The following is a 16,672-nucleotide window of genomic DNA, read 5'->3' as shown; positions in this document are numbered from 1 at the left end:
AGAATAAGACATGGAGTTCTCTGCTAAACAAATTGCAATATTTATCCAAGGAGAAATTGTTGGAGACGAGAATGCTACCGTTCATACCTTTGCGAAAATCGAAGAGGGAATACCGGGAGCCATCTCCTTCCTATCCAACCCCAAATATACCCCCTACATATACGAAACCCAATCAAGCATTGTTCTGGTAAATAAGGACTTTGTTCCGGAACAAGAAGTGAAAGCTACCTTGATTAAAGTGGACAATGCGTATGAAAGTCTTGCTAAATTGCTAAATCTTTATGAGCAAAGTAAACCAAAGCGAGTGGGAATTGACTCTCTGGCATTTGTTGCCGAAACAGCTAAAATTGGCAAGGATGTTTACATTGCGCCTTTTGCCTGCATTGGCGAGCATGCAGAGGTGGGAGACAATACGGTCATTCATCCGCACGTCACGATTGGCAGCGGTGCCAAAGTAGGCAATGACTGTATTATTTACGCCAATTCAACCATCTACCACGATTGCCGGGTAGGAAACCACTGTATCCTGCACTCCGGTTGCGTTATCGGTGCAGACGGTTTCGGCTTCGCCCCCACTTCCGAGGGTTATGAAAAAATCCCGCAAATAGGCATTACCATTCTGGAAGACCATGTGGAAATCGGTGCCAACACGTGTGTGGACCGTGCTACTATGGGAGCTACCATCGTACATAGCGGCGTGAAACTGGATAATTTAATTCAGGTGGCACACAACGATGAAATAGGCTCCCACACCGTAATGGCGGCGCAAGTAGGTATAGCAGGTTCTACCAAGATAGGAGAATGGTGCATGTTCGGCGGTCAGGTAGGCATTGCAGGCCATATTCATATTGGCAATAAAGTAAACCTTGGCGCACAGTCTGGTGTTCCCAGTAGCATAAAAAACGGCAGCCAGCTTATCGGCACCCCTCCTATGGAGCTGAAACAATATTTCAAGGCATCCATCGTACAAAGAAGTTTGCCGGAAATGCAAGTGGAGCTACGCCAGCTCCGCAAAGAATTGAATGAACTTAAACAACAATTAAATAAGTAACCAATGTTAAAACAAAAGACTCTGAAAGATAGCTTTTCGCTTAGTGGAAAAGGTCTTCATACGGGACTTGACCTAACCGTTACTTTCAATCCTGCTCCGGATAACCATGGATACAAAATCCAACGTATCGACCTGGAAGGACAGCCAACCTTCGATGCCGTTGCAGACAACGTATCCGAAACTACCCGTGGAACTGTAATCTCCAAAAACGGAGTAAAGGTGAGCACAGTGGAGCATGGTATGGCAGCCCTCTATGCATTGGGTATCGATAACTGCCTGATACAGGTAAACGGACCGGAATTTCCCATTCTGGACGGAAGCGCCCAATATTATGTCAACGAAATAGAGCGCGTAGGCACTGTAGAACAAAATGCCGTAAAAGATTTCTATATCATCAAGTCCAAAATTGAATTCCGTGACGAAACAACCGGCTCTTCCATCATCGTATTGCCGGACGAGAACTTCAGTTTGAATGTATTGGTATCATACGACTCCAACATCCTCCCCAACCAGTTTGCAACGCTGGAAGACATGACGAAGTTCAAGGATGAAATCGCCGCAAGCCGTACTTTCGTGTTTGTACGCGAAATTGAGCCGTTGCTGCAAGCCGGTCTTATCAAGGGCGGCGACCTTGACAATGCGATTGTTATTTACGAACGCGAAATGTCCCAGGAGAACTATGACAAGCTGGCCGATGTGATGGGTGTTCCTCACATGGACGCCAAACAATTGGGATATATCAACCACAAACCTTTGGTGTGGCCCAATGAATGCGCCCGCCACAAGTTGCTCGACGTCATCGGTGACCTGGCTTTGATAGGCAAGCCCATCAAGGGCCGTATCATCGCTACCCGCCCGGGACACACCATCAACAATAAGTTCGCTCGCCAGATGCGCAAGGAAATCCGCCTGCACGAAATACAGGCTCCTACCTACGACTGCAACCGCGAACCGATTATGGATGTAAACCGCATCCGCGAACTTCTGCCTCACCGTTACCCGATGCAATTGGTGGACAAAGTCATAGAAATAGGTGCCAACTACATTGTAGGTGTCAAGAACGTAACTTCCAACGAACCTTTCTTCCAGGGACACTTCCCGCAGGAACCCGTAATGCCCGGTGTATTGCAGATAGAGGCAATGGCACAGACGGGAGGTTTGCTTGTACTGAATTCGGTGGATGAACCGGAACGTTACTCCACCTACTTCATGAAGATTGACGGTGTGAAATTCCGCCAGAAAGTGGTACCGGGAGACACGCTCATCTTCCGTGTAGAGCTGATGGCCCCCATACGCCGCGGCATCTCCACCATGAAAGGTTATGTGTTCGTAGGCGAAAAGGTGGTCTGCGAAGCAGAGTTTATGGCACAAATAGTTAAGAACAAATAAATAGATTCACGATTAGAAGATTTACGATTTACGATTCATATTACCCATAAGAATTATCACCTTCGGGTAAAATCGTATATACAGTAAATCGCAAGTAATCTCAATCGTAAATTGTAAATAGCTAAATCGTAAATAATATGATAAGTCCCTTAGCGTATATTCATCCCGAAGCTAAAATCGGGGAAAACGTAGAGATTGCTCCTTTTGTTTTCATTGACAAGAATGTGGTAATCGGTGATAACAACAAGATTATGGCAAACGCCAACATTCTGTACGGTGCACGCATCGGCAATGGAAACACCATTTTCCCGGGAGCCGTTATCGGTGCCATTCCCCAGGATTTAAAGTTCAGAGGGGAGGAAAGCACTGCTGAAATCGGAGACAACAATATCATACGTGAAAACGTAACTGTCAACCGCGGTACAGCTGCCAAAGGCAGAACCATCGTCGGCAACAACAATCTCTTGATGGAAAGTGTACACGTGGCGCATGATGCCCTAATAGGCAACGGCTGTATCATTGGCAACTCTACAAAAATGGCGGGTGAAATTGTCATCGACGATTATTCCATCATCAGCGCCAATGTACTGATGCACCAATTCTGCCATGTAGGTGGTTACGGCATGATACAGGGCGGCTGCCGTTTCAGCAAGGACATCCCACCGTACATCATTGCCGGACGCGAGCCTATCTGCTATGCGGGAATCAATGTGGTAGGGTTACGCCGCCGCGGCTTCTCCAACGAGACCATCGAGAAAATCCATGATGCCTATCGCATCATCTACCAAGGCGGCCTGAACAATACGGATGCCTTGAAGAAAATCGAGGATGAAATGGAAATGACACCGGAAATAAGCTATATCGTAAACTTTATACGTGAATCAGCCCGCGGCATTATCCCCGCAGGAAAATGAAAAGACGTATGATTTACACAAAATCAGAAGTCAGAAATCATAAATTATAAATCATCATGATCTACAGATTTACAATCATCTCTGATGAGGTGGACGATTTTGTCAGAGAAATACAGATAGACCCGGAAGCTACCTTTTATGACTTCCATGAGGCGATTCTAAAGTCGGCAGGCTACACTAACGACCAGATGACTTCTTTCTTCATTTGCGATGATGACTGGGAAAAAGAAAAGGAAATTACGCTGGAAGAAATGGACGATAATCCGGAAATGGACAGTTGGGTGATGAAAGAGACCCAGCTGAGCGAACTGGTTGAAGACGAGAAGCAGAAACTTCTCTATGTATTCGATTATATGACTGAACGCTGCTTCTTCATCGAGCTTTCTGAAATCATTACCGGAAAAGAAATGAAAGGCGCCAAATGCACCAAGAAAGCGGGTGAAGCTCCCAAGCAGACCGTTGACTTTGAAGAAATGGCAGCTGCCGGCGGTTCCCTGGACTTGGACGAAAACTTTTACGGCGACCAAGACTTCGATATGGAAGATTTCGACAAAGAGGGTTTCGGCGGTTTGGACGAAGCCGGGAACTCCTTCGAAGAAGAGAAATATTAAACAGACATTATTCCCCTTCAGAAAGGCGCGGATTGTTATGGTTCGCGCCTAAATTTTATACCCGCATGCACACCCTAATCGTACTTATCGGCCCCACCGGAGTAGGCAAAACAGAATTAAGCCTCCGATTGGCAGAACATTTCCATACTTGTATCGTCTCGGCCGATTCGAGACAACTCTATGCAGATTTAAAGATAGGCACGGCTGCCCCTACACCGGAGCAGCTGCAACGGGTACAGCATCACTTCGTCGGTACCCTGAAGCTGACAGACTATTACAGTGCCGCCCAATACGAAGCGGAAGTAATGAAGCTGCTGGAAGACTTGTTTACAAAGCATAACACCATACTGCTGACCGGAGGCTCAATGATGTATGTAGATGCAGTCTGTAAAGGCATTGACGACATTCCGACCGTAGATGCCGATACACGCCAACTCATGCTGTACAAATACGAAACAGAAGGTCTGGAAAGACTTTGTGCGGAACTTAAGCTGTTGGACCCGGAATATTACAAAATAGTAGATTTGAAAAACCCAAAACGCGTAGTCCATGCTTTGGAAATCTGCTATATGACGGGCAAGACCTACACTTCCTTCCGCACCCAACAAAAGAAAGAACGCCCCTTCCGTATTATCAAAATAGGATTAACGCGTGACCGGGAAGAGCTTTATGAACGCATCAACTGCCGGGTGGACCAAATGGTGGAAGAGGGTTTGGTGGAAGAAGCGCGCATGGTCTATCCGCATAAAAGTCTAAATTCCCTAAATACAGTAGGCTACAAAGAAATATTCAAGTACCTGGACGGCGAATGGACATTACCCTTTGCCATTGAGAAGATAAAGCAGAACTCACGCATCTATTCCCGTAAGCAAATGACCTGGTTCAAACGGGACGAGGAAATCCGCTGGTTCCACCCTGAGCAGGAAAGAGAAATACTGGAATACTGTCATTGCTCCATCAAAGGCGTATAAGCCTTTCGGACAAGTGCTTCCACATCTTGATAAAGCTTCTGCATTTCTTGAGAATCAATGCTTCCTTGCTGTCTCCAACTGTCCAACAATGGGCATGTACGGCGAAACACCTCCGCCTCCACCGGAACAAGCTGTTGCATATAGCCGTTATTCTCCATATTGTACAGTTTTTCCCAATTCAGATAACGATTGGTTCCCATCCCCTGATTGTAACAGAAGACATTATTGGAAAGCCGGAGTGACCAATCACTGAGCGGAGCGGCAGCACACGCCTTGTCCCAACATACCATCGAAGGCAGAAATTTATCCGCATCCTTCACCCAAAGTGGCACGGCAATGCCCGTAGGAGAATATCCCAGCATTGTCCACATCGTAGTAAGTTCCGCCTTCTCACCCGGTTTTACGCCCTGCACCACAATGGAACAAGAAGTGCTGTTACGGGGAATAAAATCCTGGTCGACAAACCAACCGGAACCTTGCGGGCGATTAAACTTCCCGCTCCTCAAATCAATATCGAGCATGCAATTGCGGAACGAACGTGAAAGGTCATTGAAGATACCCTGAGGTGTCACCCCACCCGTTGCAGAAGCCTTCATCAATACCCGGTCTGCCTCCATATAGCGTACATAACCCGCTCCCCGGTTCACCTCACCGGCAAAAGAAAAGTTCGTACGGGCAATGTAACCGTAAGGAGCATCTTTCGGATCATTGGCATCATACATCGTATATTTATAGTAATCCACCTCAAACATGGCGGCACCGCCTTTGGCATCAATCACGCCAAAATTGGCTTCTATCAGGCTGGGCTTGGTGATGGTATCAAGAAAATGGCAGAAGTCCTCCACCGTGGCACAAACCTCCAAAGCACGGTAGATAATCCTCCCGTTGGCGGCACCCCGTTCTTCCCCATCTTTCACTTCCACCAGATTGTAGGATTGGGTGTTCATCAAGGCAAAGCCGGCGGAATTGGTACCGACCCATGCCTCCTTCAAATCAGGGAAATTGTCACTATTCACATCGGCAATGAAGTCATACTTCTCACCTTTCACATAAGCTACATGATTTCGCAGATAGTCCGTATCACGGTTTTTCCATAGCAACGGACGGCCGTCAAGAGTAACCTTTCCGGAAACGACGGCAGATGTACAAGCCAGAACCGGCTCGGCAAAAGTGAGCGCAGCAAGCAGTCCCAATATTAAAAAAAGATGTTTTATCATAACCTTCCCCTTCCTTAGATTTATATTCGCAAAGGTATGATAATCTGTGAAAGAGCAAAAGAAATCCTCTGAAATCCTTATCCCTATTCATCAAGAAAGAATTATTCGCTGACAAGTTTCTGCAACTTATCCTGTATATACCGAAGTTTCGCAGTTCCAGTACCTTGTTCTATATGGCGGATAATACCTTTCTTATCCACCAGTATAGTGACCGGCATACCGCTCACATGAAAGGTCTCGAAGAAAAACAAGTCATCGGCTATCTGGGTAAAGAGAAAAGGACGGCTCTCTACAATTTTCTTTATTTGTGCAGCACTGTCAAAAGTCGTAGCAAGATAGGTTACATCAGGATAGACTTCCATCCATTTGTTCAGCTCCGGCATTTCACGGATACAAGGGCCACAGCCAGTATACCAGAAGTTCAAGACCATAGGACGGCCCACTACATCGGTATTAGTCCACTCCTTCCCTGCGGTATCTTTTACTTTGAATTCTGGAAAGGGTTTACCTATCCATTCCTCTGTCTTCAGAGTCCGTACGACAGAGACTATCGGGAGCTTCTGCCCTATCCCTCCACGATAACTCATCAAAAAGGCTTCCGCACCAGACACCTCTTCAGCAGGAGTAGCGTATTTTCTCACATCTTCAGGCAGCACAAAATCCCTGCACAAACGAAGTTCTGTAACCTCGTGTCCCACGCCGTCCTTATGTATAACGTAGGCTGCTACATTATCCGAATCCACACAAGGTGGCATGCCTTCGAAGAAAAGGCCATCCACTAAATAATATTTCTTACCTGCTGTCTGGGCAGAGCAAAGCCCTGCCCCCACAGCTATCAGAATCAGAAACAAAGAAAGAATTTTACTTGTCATAGTTGTTAGAGACTATTCATTTTTTAGTGTAATCGTAAGCTTGGATTGCGCCTTCACTTTGCTGGTAGCCATGCCTATATACGAAGCAACCAATACAGCATCCTTAGAAGGAACAGAAAGGACAAAATTACCATTGACATCGGTAACGCTTCCCGTAGTGGTACCTTCTATCAGAACAGCCGCACCAATAATAGGCTCGCCCTGCTCATCCACCACTTTGCCTTCCACTTTCATATTACCTTGAACGGAAGTCTTTTCTACAGCTTTAGTTTTTTTAGTAGCAATGTAAATCTCACCTTTTCCACCTGCCTCTTTCTTCACCTCAATGCTCTCAATATTCTCCGCAGGTATTAAATCATCGATAGTTTTAGTACCCAAATCAACCTTTTCTCCATCAATATAAATAGTCTTCGTTAAATCAAGACTACCGTTATGCTGTACTTTAGCGTTCTCTGTCACCTCTTTATCCCGACGGATAACTATACCTGGAGTTCCTTGTTTCAGGGTTATCAAAAGAACACCATTCTTTCCCTTTTCTCCATATAATTCCGTGGCAGATTTATCTTTCAAAACCGTTACACGCTCTATCTTATCAGGATCCAATGCACTCATGACAGATGGTGTCACCTCTTTTCCATCCACAATATACAGTGGTTCTTTCCCATTACCTGCATATCCTTCAACTGTAATACCATTGGCAGAAGAAGTTTTCTCAAGTTTGTCATCATCCAAACTGAACATCACCGGAACCGTATATTTCACCGCCACCGGCTGCCCCTTCTGTCTCCCCGGTTTCCACTTCGGCATATTACTTATCAAACGCAACGCTTCAGCATCCATATCCTTATCTACAGAACGGAGAAGTTTCGGTTCCTTGATACTTCCATCTTTATCCACCACAAATTGGACAGTCACACGCCCTTGCGTACCTTTCTCTTTGGCAGATGCCGGATAGCGCATATTGTCTTTCAGATAACCCATAAGAGCACTCATTCCACCTCCGGGAAATTCCGGCATCTCCTCTACCAGTTCAAAGACCGGAGTTCCCTTCAACTGCTTGCGGACTTCCGTAGGTACATACTTCACATCGGCAGGTTTCGTTGTGTCTCCTACACTTTCCACCACTTTTGTTTCTACAATTGCAGCCAAATCGTTAACTTTGACACTTGAAATCTCCTCAACCTTATCGGAGACTTCTGGACGGGCAAAAGTTGTCACTGCAATGGCAGCTACCGGAAGTACATAAAGATACTTCAAACGTGCCCACGGACTTGATTTTTCTTTTAACATCATAGTGATACGTTTTTTAAGTTTACTGTGATTAAAGCTGTTGGCCATAGAGTAGAGCCTTGTGCCGACAGCTTTTTTTATTAATAATAGTTGATACTGTTTTGCATCCACACCCTCCTTTATCACCGTTTCATCCGCTTCAAACTCATGGATATTCTGCAATTCCTGCTTCAGGAGCCATGATGCCGGATTGAACCACTGAAAGAAAATGCAGACATCAGCCACCAGCAAGTCCCAGGAATGGCGGTTATGAATATGGGCAAGCTCGTGGATAAGGATTTCCCGTCCGTTCTCCTCCAAGTCTTTCCGTGGAATGACAATATATCCCATCCAACTGAACGGAGCGATGTCACAGTTGTGTACAATCAAAGTAACGCGCTCTTTCCTGCCCGGCAAGTAATTGCCGACACTTTCTTTCTTACCCGCTTTCAGCAACATCAGCAACCGCACCAACGAACAAGCATTGCGGAGAGCAAAGAAAATGATTCCTGCCAGATAAACCAACAACGCCACCTGTATCCAGGTGACCGTTGCCGCCTCAGCCGTTATTCCGGTTTCAGTAGCATTCATTGCATCTGCCATCATCAACAACTGTTCCAATGTCAGCATGGTCTGATGCACTTCAGTCTCTTGCCTTACACTTACCTCAACCAAAGGCAGCAGGCACGACAACAACAAAATGCCCAGCAACGCAAACCGGTTGAAACGATGAAATGTATCACGTGCCAGCAGCAAGCGATAAAACAGATAGAATACCGCCAGACAAACGGATGATTTGAGTATATAAACAAAAAACAGACCCATGGAGTTATTTACTATTTAACGATTTACTATTTACAGCTACTTAGTCAGTTCATTCCGTAGCATCTCCACTCCGGGGAATCCGGTTACTTTGTAGGAGACATCTCCTTCACGGTTCACTACGAAATAGGTCGGGATGCCCGGATATTCATACAACTTTGCCAATGCTGTACTTTGCTCATTGCTGATGCGGCAATGGATGCCGTGTATATCCGGTATCCTCAATTTCCATTTCCCTTCAGGAGATGATTCATCCGCAATGTATAAATAGACCACCTCTTTCAACTCTTCCTTCAAAGGTTTCAGACTTTTCATTGCCCGCATACAAGGACCGCACCAGGTGTTCCACATATCGACCAATACCATCTTACCACGATAAGGACGGGTAATAACTTTCAATAAGCTATCTGCCGCTATCTCCTTTCCTACTTCAACAACCGTATATCCGGTCTTGCCCTTAGCAGCTTCCATCCCGGCCTTCAATTCAGCCTCAATCCTCTCGTTTCTCATCAGGAACAATTGCCTGAGGTCGGGAGAAGCAATGCTGTCTACCGTCCGATGCTCTTCCTCAGTCAAAGGCATGTACTTGCTCAGATTACGGGAAGCACGCCTGGCAAGAAGCATGTCCGGCCAAAGGGTGTCCTGCACAAACCTGTCACGAAGTTCTCCGGTAGCAGTCCGCACAAAATCCGTATAAAAGTCATAATACTTCTGCGCGGGAGAATGCAGAATATCTAGTTGCAGTATTTCCTTGAAGTATGAGGTGCTGTCCACCGTCATGTCCGCCCTTTTCACACCCTTCCTGCCCGAAAGCATCGGGGCATAACTAAGGTTGCTCTTGTAATTATAGATAAGGCTGAATAGATTCATATCCAGATTTGACCGGATATAGGTGCGGCAAGCCTGACTCATATCCTTGTTTTTCACAAGTTCCTCCAGCATATCTTCATAATGCCTGAACAGATATTTCTTATATGCCTGCGGAGTCATCCCACAAATATCGGAATAAAAATCATCAGCTTCCGATAAGCTTTTCATTTCACCGAACCGCAACAACTCGGTGTTCAGTCCGGCATAGTCTCCTTCAAACCAGACGCGGTTCTCCACTTCCCCATCGCTTTTCCTGCTTAAAAGACGGCTCTGCGAATAGAATATTTCGGGCAGATTGATTGTAATATCCAGTTCTCCACCCGGCACAAGGAACAATTCTATCTTCGAACGGGATATCCACAACGCAGCACCGCTTGGCAACAGCACCTCCGTCTCATAGCGGAACGTGCCATCCTCCGCAATCTCCAAGTCCTTGCCGGTGAAATACATAAAGAACCAAGGCGAGCCATAGTAGCGTAACGTCACTCCATATTCCGGCTTATACCCTAATATCCGTCCTTTTATGACAGCCTTTCCTGCATTCAGTTCCGGTGCGGGCAAGGGTAAAACTTCATCCGGCTTCTTGTCCAGTAGCCTTTCGGGAATATCCACCTGAGGCTTCTGCCCGTTGAGCTGTATGCCGTAGATTATCCATCCCTCATCACTGCCAGGCATCTCCAGAAAGTCAAAACTCTCGGTGTCCATCGGAAGCGGCCTAAACTTCAAAGTAGCGGTCATTTCACCGGAAGCAGGAATACTTGTCCATTCCCCTCTGGAAAAACCGGTATCCCCCCAATATTCATAATGCTTTCCGGATGCCTGCAATACGGCTGCCGAATCTATCCTGACCTTATCACCCTGCATACCGTATATCTTCACATCCAGCCAAGTCGTGTCTTCTCCAAGTATCACTCGCTCCACTTCGATGCTACGCGTATTACAAGCCATGAAATAGGGAGTCTTTACAATTTTCTTTGCTTGCAATCCGCAGCAAATACTCACCAGCAACCAACAAACCAATCCGATGTTTTTCATAAGCAAGAGTTATTAGATTTTCAATTACCTCAATCCTTTCCCTTTTCCACCTCTTGTATCAACAGTTTCAGTTCTTCCAAAGATATATCTTCTTCCCTCACCAAAGACGACACTGCACTGAGATAGGAATTATTGAAATATTTACTGATAACATTCTTCAGTGTCCGCTTGCGAAAATCCTCCTCGCTGACCACCGCATAATACTGATAGGTGTTACCATATGCATGATGGCTTAGGAATCCCTTATCCTCCAATCCCCTCACAATGGTGGACAAAGTATTGAAATGGGGTTTCGGCTCTTCATAGAATGCCAGCATTTCCTTCACAAACAAGGGTCCTTTTCCCCAGAAAAAGCCCATGATTTCTTCTTCTTTTGCAGTCAATCCTTTCATAACATTCTTTGTTTTCCGCAAATAACTAAATTATTTAGTTCAAAAACTAATTTCTCTCGTTAAATAAAACTAAAGCTTTTAGTTTATCCAGCAAACACCACTCTCCAACCATCTCCCGACAAGCAAAATACCTACTAATAGTGATTGCAGTTCTCGGATAAAAGCCGTTACTTTGCGCACGAATTAAAGAATTAAAAACAATAACACACAATGAATGAGCAACATAAGTACCGCTCCACGGACAAAATGAGCGACCTCATCTGTGACAATTACTCCTTATTAATGGTGATGAGCCGCTTCGGACTGTCATTAGGATTCGGAGACAAGAACGTGAAGGACGTCTGCGAAGCGCAAGGCGTAGATTGCCCCACATTCCTCGCCGTAGCCAACTTTATCAGCGAAGAACAATACTCTTACAGCGGCAATGAAAGTGACTTTTCCATTCCCGCCCTTATGGATTATCTGAAGCGTGCCCACACGTATTTCCTCGACTTCAACCTGCCGGCCATCCGCCGCAAACTCATCGAAGCCATCGATTGTTCCAGTACAAACGATGTAGCCTACCTCATCCTGAAGTTCTTCGATGAATATGCCAAGGAGGTACGCCGCCACATGGAATATGAAAACCAGGCCGTATTCACCTACGTAGAGCACTTGCTCCAGGGCAGACTATCGGACGAATACAACATCGCCACTTTTGCCAGCAAACATAATCAGATAGACACCAAACTGAAAGAACTGAAGAACATCATCATCAAATACTACCCGGAAAAGGAGAACAACAATCTCCTGAATGCGGTCTTGTTCGATATATTCAACTGCGAACAAGACCTTGCCACCCACTGCCAGGTAGAAGATTATATGTTTGTTCCCGCCGTAGCGCAAATAGAAAGGAAACTGAAAAATGAACAATAATACTTCTTTGAAGATTGTCATTGCAGAAACTTCGGTCATCATCCGAAGTGGTCTGACGGCTGTTTTGAAGCGTATTCCCAACTTGAATGCACACCCTATTGAAGTTTCTTCTCCGGAATCGCTGCAAAACTACATTCACATGCATCCGGCAGACATTATCATCATCAACCCCACTTTCGGTGGCTGGTTCGACCTGCCCGCCTTCAAGGCAGAACACGGAAAATCCGGCATCAAGTACATTGCTATGGTATGCTCCGTCATCGACAACAACATATTGAAGGAATATGACGAGAACTTCGCCATGTGCGATGACATAGATGTCATCACCTCCAAAATCAACCACTTGCTGCACACCGAGGAGGAAGAGGAAAAAGACAGCGAACAAGAAACCCTGAGCCAGCGCGAAAAAGAAATCATCACCTGCGTTGTGAAGGGCATGACCAACAAAGCCATCGCCGACAAACTCTACCTCTCCATTCATACTGTCATTACCCATCGCCGTAACATTGCACGCAAACTGCAGATACATTCTCCGGCAGGGCTTACCATCTACGCTATTGTGAACAAGCTAGTGGAATTGGGAGACATCAAGGACTCTCTATAAGGTTCTTCCGGCAACTGTTTCCCTACCCACTACGGCCTATAGGGAAAAAACGGATGAATCCCTTGCAAAAGTATTCTCCCCCATACGGGAAAAGGCCTCTGGCTATTGATTAAGGTTTATCTTGTGACTGGCGATATACATCTTTAGCGTAAAGATGTATATCTTCAGCATAGAGATGTGCATCTTCAGGCTGAAGACAAAGCTCATCCCCTATGTCAGCCCTCCCCATGCTATGACTCAAGCAGTCTGACAAGTAGCCTTAACCAACCTTGCCCACAGTATCCGCCACGCCATACACAAATCCCCACTTCACGATATCACATCGGAAAGTGGGGATCCTTTTATCTTCATAAAAGTGGTTACGTAATTATGACTAACTAATTCATTCAAATCTGATGTTGCAAAGATAAGGCATCGGCAGACAGTACGCAATCGCTCAAATTAGGTATAATGAAAAAAGCCAGTCATTATAAATAGGTAGAACCACCCGCAAATCAAGCATTGGCATAGCTATGCATTCCTCCAAGGATGTAGTTCACCCCAAAATAGGTCATCAGGACTGTCAGAAAAGCGACAATCATATAGATGTGGAAGAATAACGGCCTGCGGAAAATGCGCAGGCTGCGCGCATGGAACGCCGCTCCATAAACCATAAAGGTAATCAGCGCCCATACTTCCTTCGGGTCCCAAGCCCAATATCGCCCCCAAGAAGCATTGGCCCAAACCGCACCCAGAAAAATACCGGCTCCCAAAAAGAAAACGGCAGGATAAAGCAGCAATCGGCCGAGCAGCATCAACATCCGGGCTGAACGGCGAAGACACAATGCCAGTATGCCGTTCAGCATCATAAAGGCAAACAAAGCATAAGACATCATTATCAACGACACATGCGTACTGAGCCATGGAGAAACAAGCACGGGCATCAAGGGAGTGATTTGGGGATTCATCTGTCCCAAATAAGACACTAGCAAGGCAAAACCGGACAGCAAAAAGCCGAAAGGCACCATAAACGGGAAGCGCCGCCGAAACAGACAAGCCAGGAACAGCGCACACAATGCCATGAACTGCATCGTTTCGTATCCGTTGCCCAACGGTATTCGCCCACCGATGTACCACCTCAGGCCATACCCGAAGAGCTGAAAGAGAAACGCCGCATAAAGAGAAAACGGGAAAAAAGTATCTGCCAAACGCGAAGAGAAAGAGAGCGCTACAATCCTACCGGAAGAGTCTGACAATGCCGACGAACGACGCAGGCCGCGATACAGCAGACGGAAGAAAGCCAGCATCCCCACCGTAAGGTTGAACATGAACAGTAATTTGCTGAAAGGAATACGGTTATACAGCAATTCGGCTTGTATTTTAGTATCGGAAACAGGCTCCACACTCCCGTCTTCCGGCAAAGGACGAATCAATGTACCATTTTGGAGCATCAAAATCAGTCCCACCTTTTCATCCGCCTCTACAATGGCCTTTTCCAGAGAAGTCATTTTCTGATGATGGTCTTGCTTCCCCTTCCAGAACTTCTGCAAGCGATACTTCTCACCGTCGAACAAATCAGCCAGACATGCATAGGGTGTCTCCAAATGAAGCAGGCGACGGAGTGCCTCGTTTTTGATATAAATCATCGGCTCATTCTGCCAAACTTCCGGACGCAGAAGCCATCCACCAATCACCTGCTCCGGCGTCATGCCTCCATAAGACGGTTTTCCCGTCAGTTTCAGTACAAAATCGCGCGCAAGGGTATTGAAAGGAACCACACGGTCATTATAAATCACCTGCTTACGGGCGAGACTATCCGCCTGCTTGCGTGCCAGTGCCGGAAGGCTTCTCTTCTGCGCATGTACCCCACTTCCCAGACACAGCAACAATAGAACAAACATTCCTCCCTTCTTCAACAACGGATGCCTCAGCAGCCTGCGGAACTCTCCACCCCGGCTGACCAGCATCCAGAGCATGGAGACACCTAACAAGAGGTATCCACTATAGGTAACCCCTATCCCCCACGGGTCATAATTCACTGTCAGCCAGCTCCCCTGCATATCCTCATCAAAGGAAGACTGATAAAAGCGGAACCCCTGCCGTGAAAGAATACGGTTCATGGAGACGGGCGTCTCACCGTGAATATAGCTGATATAATCTGCAGGAGCATCCGTACCCGGATAGTACTCAATCCGGAAACTGTCCAGACGTAAGGTGAACGGTAACTCTACAACCTGCCTGCCGTCTTGTTCCAAAAAGCAGTTCACCTCACTGCCGACAGTAAGATGCACATATCCTTTTCGGCCACAAAGAAACGTAGTCATGGCTCCCGCCAAAATCACGAGGAAGGAGCCATGCAACAACAACGTCGGGAGACGCCGCCACAACCGCTGTCTTACAAGCACAACAACAGTCATCGCAGCAAGGGCTCCCCACAAACAACAGAACCAAATCGTATGATAAACATGCTTTTCTACAAAATCCGTACTGTATGTCTGCTCTACAAACGTAGTTGCAGCAAGTAAGAGCAGCAAACAACCATAAACAGCTATGAGAAACTTTTTCAATTAAGAGCTATCAATTAAAAGTAAAAAAATCAATATGGAGCAAACTCCTTGTTTTCTAAAGACTTGACTCCCATACATTCCATCTCTATCAGCCAACCCGGACGACATACGGGAGCATATACAAACACTCTCGGAGTATCCGGAAAACGCTCGTCATACATTCCTTTGACCACGGTATAGTCTGCAACATCCCGCAGATAAACAATCATCTGTCCTAAATCATCAAACGTACAGCCAGCCTCTTTCAACAAAGCCTCCACATTCTCCCACATACGTTCCGTCTGCTTGCGAATGTCTCCGGGACATACCACCTCACCTTTATTATTGATGCTCGCAGTACCCGAAATAAACACCTGGCGACGGTCGCCATAATCCACATACGTACCTCGCTCGAAACTCACACCGTATTCGTATGTGGGATTCAGATGTGTCGGTGCGTAAAGGTAGTGAATTTGTTCAGATTTCAAACCATCTACAGCATAAGTATCCATCTGAACCGTCACTTTTGGGTCGGCATGACGGCCACCGATACCGGTACTGGAAATATAATGAGTCTTCTCCGTCAAGTCCTGGGTAACAAACACCTCATTACGCGCCTTCACCACTCCGGCATAATTCACATCCACGTTCTGTACAAAGAACCAGGTACGTATGCAATTATCAGCCAGCTTACAGCCCTGTTCCATCAGCTGCATCACATAGTCATTCAACAGCAGACGGGTCTGGTATTCCGAATTGGCAGCACGATTGAAAGAGCCGCCTCCCCAAAGGTGACGGTAGGCGCCATGTCTCACTTCGAACAATCCGTTATGAAGCACCTGTGTTTCCACACCTTTCTGCAGATAGACCCACAGTGCAATCTTTGTACCGTTCAACGGCGGCTGCTCTACCACGGAGAGTGCACAATCCGAACATTCTGCCGAAAGCGCCAGTAGCATATCTGCTTGATTGGCGGCGTCACTTAGAAAGTAGCGTTTAAAGATGGCAACAGCACCTTGTAGTTCACTTTCACGCAGTTGGCAGTAAGTGTCGACCACCGCATTCAGCTGTTCTTCATAAGTCGCTTCCGGTCTGGTGGCATGAATCATTACATGATATTCCGAAACACCCGCTTCTACCTCATATTTAAAGATTTCGGTTAAGGTATTCTCCAATTGATTAGTTTGTTGTTGTTTATTTTTCATATTAAATATC

Annotated in this window: 14 protein-coding genes; 7 read left to right on the top strand and 7 right to left on the bottom strand. The window is 46.2% G+C overall.

The annotated features are described in order from the left end of the window. The first annotated feature begins 10 nt into the window (after window positions 1-10). The 5 genes from lpxD (at window position 11) to miaA (ending at window position 4,936) form a co-directional block, all read left to right on the top strand. The gene (gene lpxD / locus EYA81_RS12285; protein ID WP_131225851.1) at window positions 11-1,051 is read left to right on the top strand and encodes a UDP-3-O-(3-hydroxymyristoyl)glucosamine N-acyltransferase; all 1,041 of its coding nucleotides are present in this window, start codon (window positions 11-13) and stop codon (window positions 1,049-1,051) included. A 3-nt stretch (window positions 1,052-1,054) separates the two neighbouring features. Next, a complete protein-coding gene (locus EYA81_RS12280; protein WP_005823709.1) occupies window positions 1,055-2,440 on the top strand; it encodes a bifunctional UDP-3-O-[3-hydroxymyristoyl] N-acetylglucosamine deacetylase/3-hydroxyacyl-ACP dehydratase in 1,386 nt (461 codons plus the stop codon). A 137-nt stretch (window positions 2,441-2,577) separates the two neighbouring features. After that, window positions 2,578-3,354 carry an acyl-ACP--UDP-N-acetylglucosamine O-acyltransferase gene (gene lpxA, locus EYA81_RS12275; protein WP_009037103.1) on the top strand — a complete coding sequence of 259 codons (777 nt, stop codon included), beginning with the start codon at window positions 2,578-2,580 and terminating at the stop codon, window positions 3,352-3,354. A gap of 56 nt (window positions 3,355-3,410) precedes the next feature. Next, window positions 3,411-3,965: a hypothetical protein gene (locus EYA81_RS12270; protein ID WP_057282010.1), complete on the top strand. Its 555-nt coding sequence runs from the start codon at window positions 3,411-3,413 to the stop codon at window positions 3,963-3,965. 65 nt (window positions 3,966-4,030) lie between these two features. Continuing rightward, window positions 4,031-4,936, top strand: a complete 906-nt coding sequence (miaA, locus tag EYA81_RS12265; protein ID WP_117599416.1) for a tRNA (adenosine(37)-N6)-dimethylallyltransferase MiaA — start codon at window positions 4,031-4,033, stop codon at window positions 4,934-4,936. Here the strand turns inward: miaA and EYA81_RS12260 are convergent. The 5 genes from EYA81_RS12260 to EYA81_RS12240 form a co-directional block, all read right to left on the bottom strand. Next, complete coding sequence (locus EYA81_RS12260; RefSeq protein ID WP_117964792.1) at window positions 4,912-6,153, bottom strand: hypothetical protein; 1,242 nt, start codon at window positions 6,151-6,153, stop codon at window positions 4,912-4,914. The two genes, miaA and EYA81_RS12260, sit on opposite strands and share 25 nt — an antisense overlap. A 101-nt stretch (window positions 6,154-6,254) precedes the next feature. Further along, window positions 6,255-7,025, bottom strand: a complete 771-nt coding sequence (locus EYA81_RS12255; RefSeq protein ID WP_117964794.1) for a TlpA disulfide reductase family protein — start codon at window positions 7,023-7,025, stop codon at window positions 6,255-6,257. A gap of 12 nt (window positions 7,026-7,037) precedes the next feature. Continuing rightward, the gene (locus EYA81_RS12250; protein ID WP_131225850.1) at window positions 7,038-9,119 is read right to left on the bottom strand and encodes a M56 family metallopeptidase; all 2,082 of its coding nucleotides are present in this window, start codon (window positions 9,117-9,119) and stop codon (window positions 7,038-7,040) included. Between the two features lie 36 nt (window positions 9,120-9,155). Beyond that, window positions 9,156-11,021, bottom strand: coding sequence for a TlpA disulfide reductase family protein (locus EYA81_RS12245; RefSeq protein WP_131225848.1), 1,866 nt, complete (start codon window positions 11,019-11,021; stop codon window positions 9,156-9,158). 29 nt (window positions 11,022-11,050) lie between these two features. Beyond that, complete coding sequence (locus EYA81_RS12240; RefSeq protein ID WP_117599411.1) at window positions 11,051-11,413, bottom strand: BlaI/MecI/CopY family transcriptional regulator; 363 nt, start codon at window positions 11,411-11,413, stop codon at window positions 11,051-11,053. Between the two features lie 210 nt (window positions 11,414-11,623). On the opposite strand from EYA81_RS12240, the gene EYA81_RS12235 reads away from it, so the two are divergent. Both EYA81_RS12235 and EYA81_RS12230 read left to right on the top strand, forming a co-directional pair. Continuing rightward, on the top strand, window positions 11,624-12,328 hold the full coding sequence (locus tag EYA81_RS12235; RefSeq protein WP_117599410.1) for a hemerythrin domain-containing protein: 705 nt from the start codon (window positions 11,624-11,626) through the stop codon (window positions 12,326-12,328). Continuing rightward, window positions 12,318-12,932, top strand: a complete 615-nt coding sequence (locus EYA81_RS12230) for a response regulator transcription factor (protein WP_005835337.1) — start codon at window positions 12,318-12,320, stop codon at window positions 12,930-12,932. The genes EYA81_RS12235 and EYA81_RS12230 overlap by 11 nt, the downstream gene beginning before the upstream one ends. Window positions 12,933-13,426: 494 nt before the next feature. On the opposite strand, the gene ccsA is transcribed toward EYA81_RS12230, so the two are convergent. Then, window positions 13,427-15,478, bottom strand: coding sequence for a cytochrome c biogenesis protein CcsA (gene ccsA / locus EYA81_RS12225; protein ID WP_119962241.1), 2,052 nt, complete (start codon window positions 15,476-15,478; stop codon window positions 13,427-13,429). Between the two features lie 29 nt (window positions 15,479-15,507). After that, on the bottom strand, window positions 15,508-16,662 hold the full coding sequence (locus tag EYA81_RS12220) for a Rid family hydrolase (protein WP_005835334.1): 1,155 nt from the start codon (window positions 16,660-16,662) through the stop codon (window positions 15,508-15,510). Window positions 16,663-16,672: the final 10 nt, after the last annotated feature.

This window comes from Bacteroides sp. A1C1, from assembly GCF_004328515.1.
Lineage (GTDB): Bacteria > Bacteroidota > Bacteroidia > Bacteroidales > Bacteroidaceae > Bacteroides > Bacteroides uniformis.
Note: the sequence above shows the minus strand (reverse complement) of the source record. Positions and strands in the feature narration are given on the sequence as shown.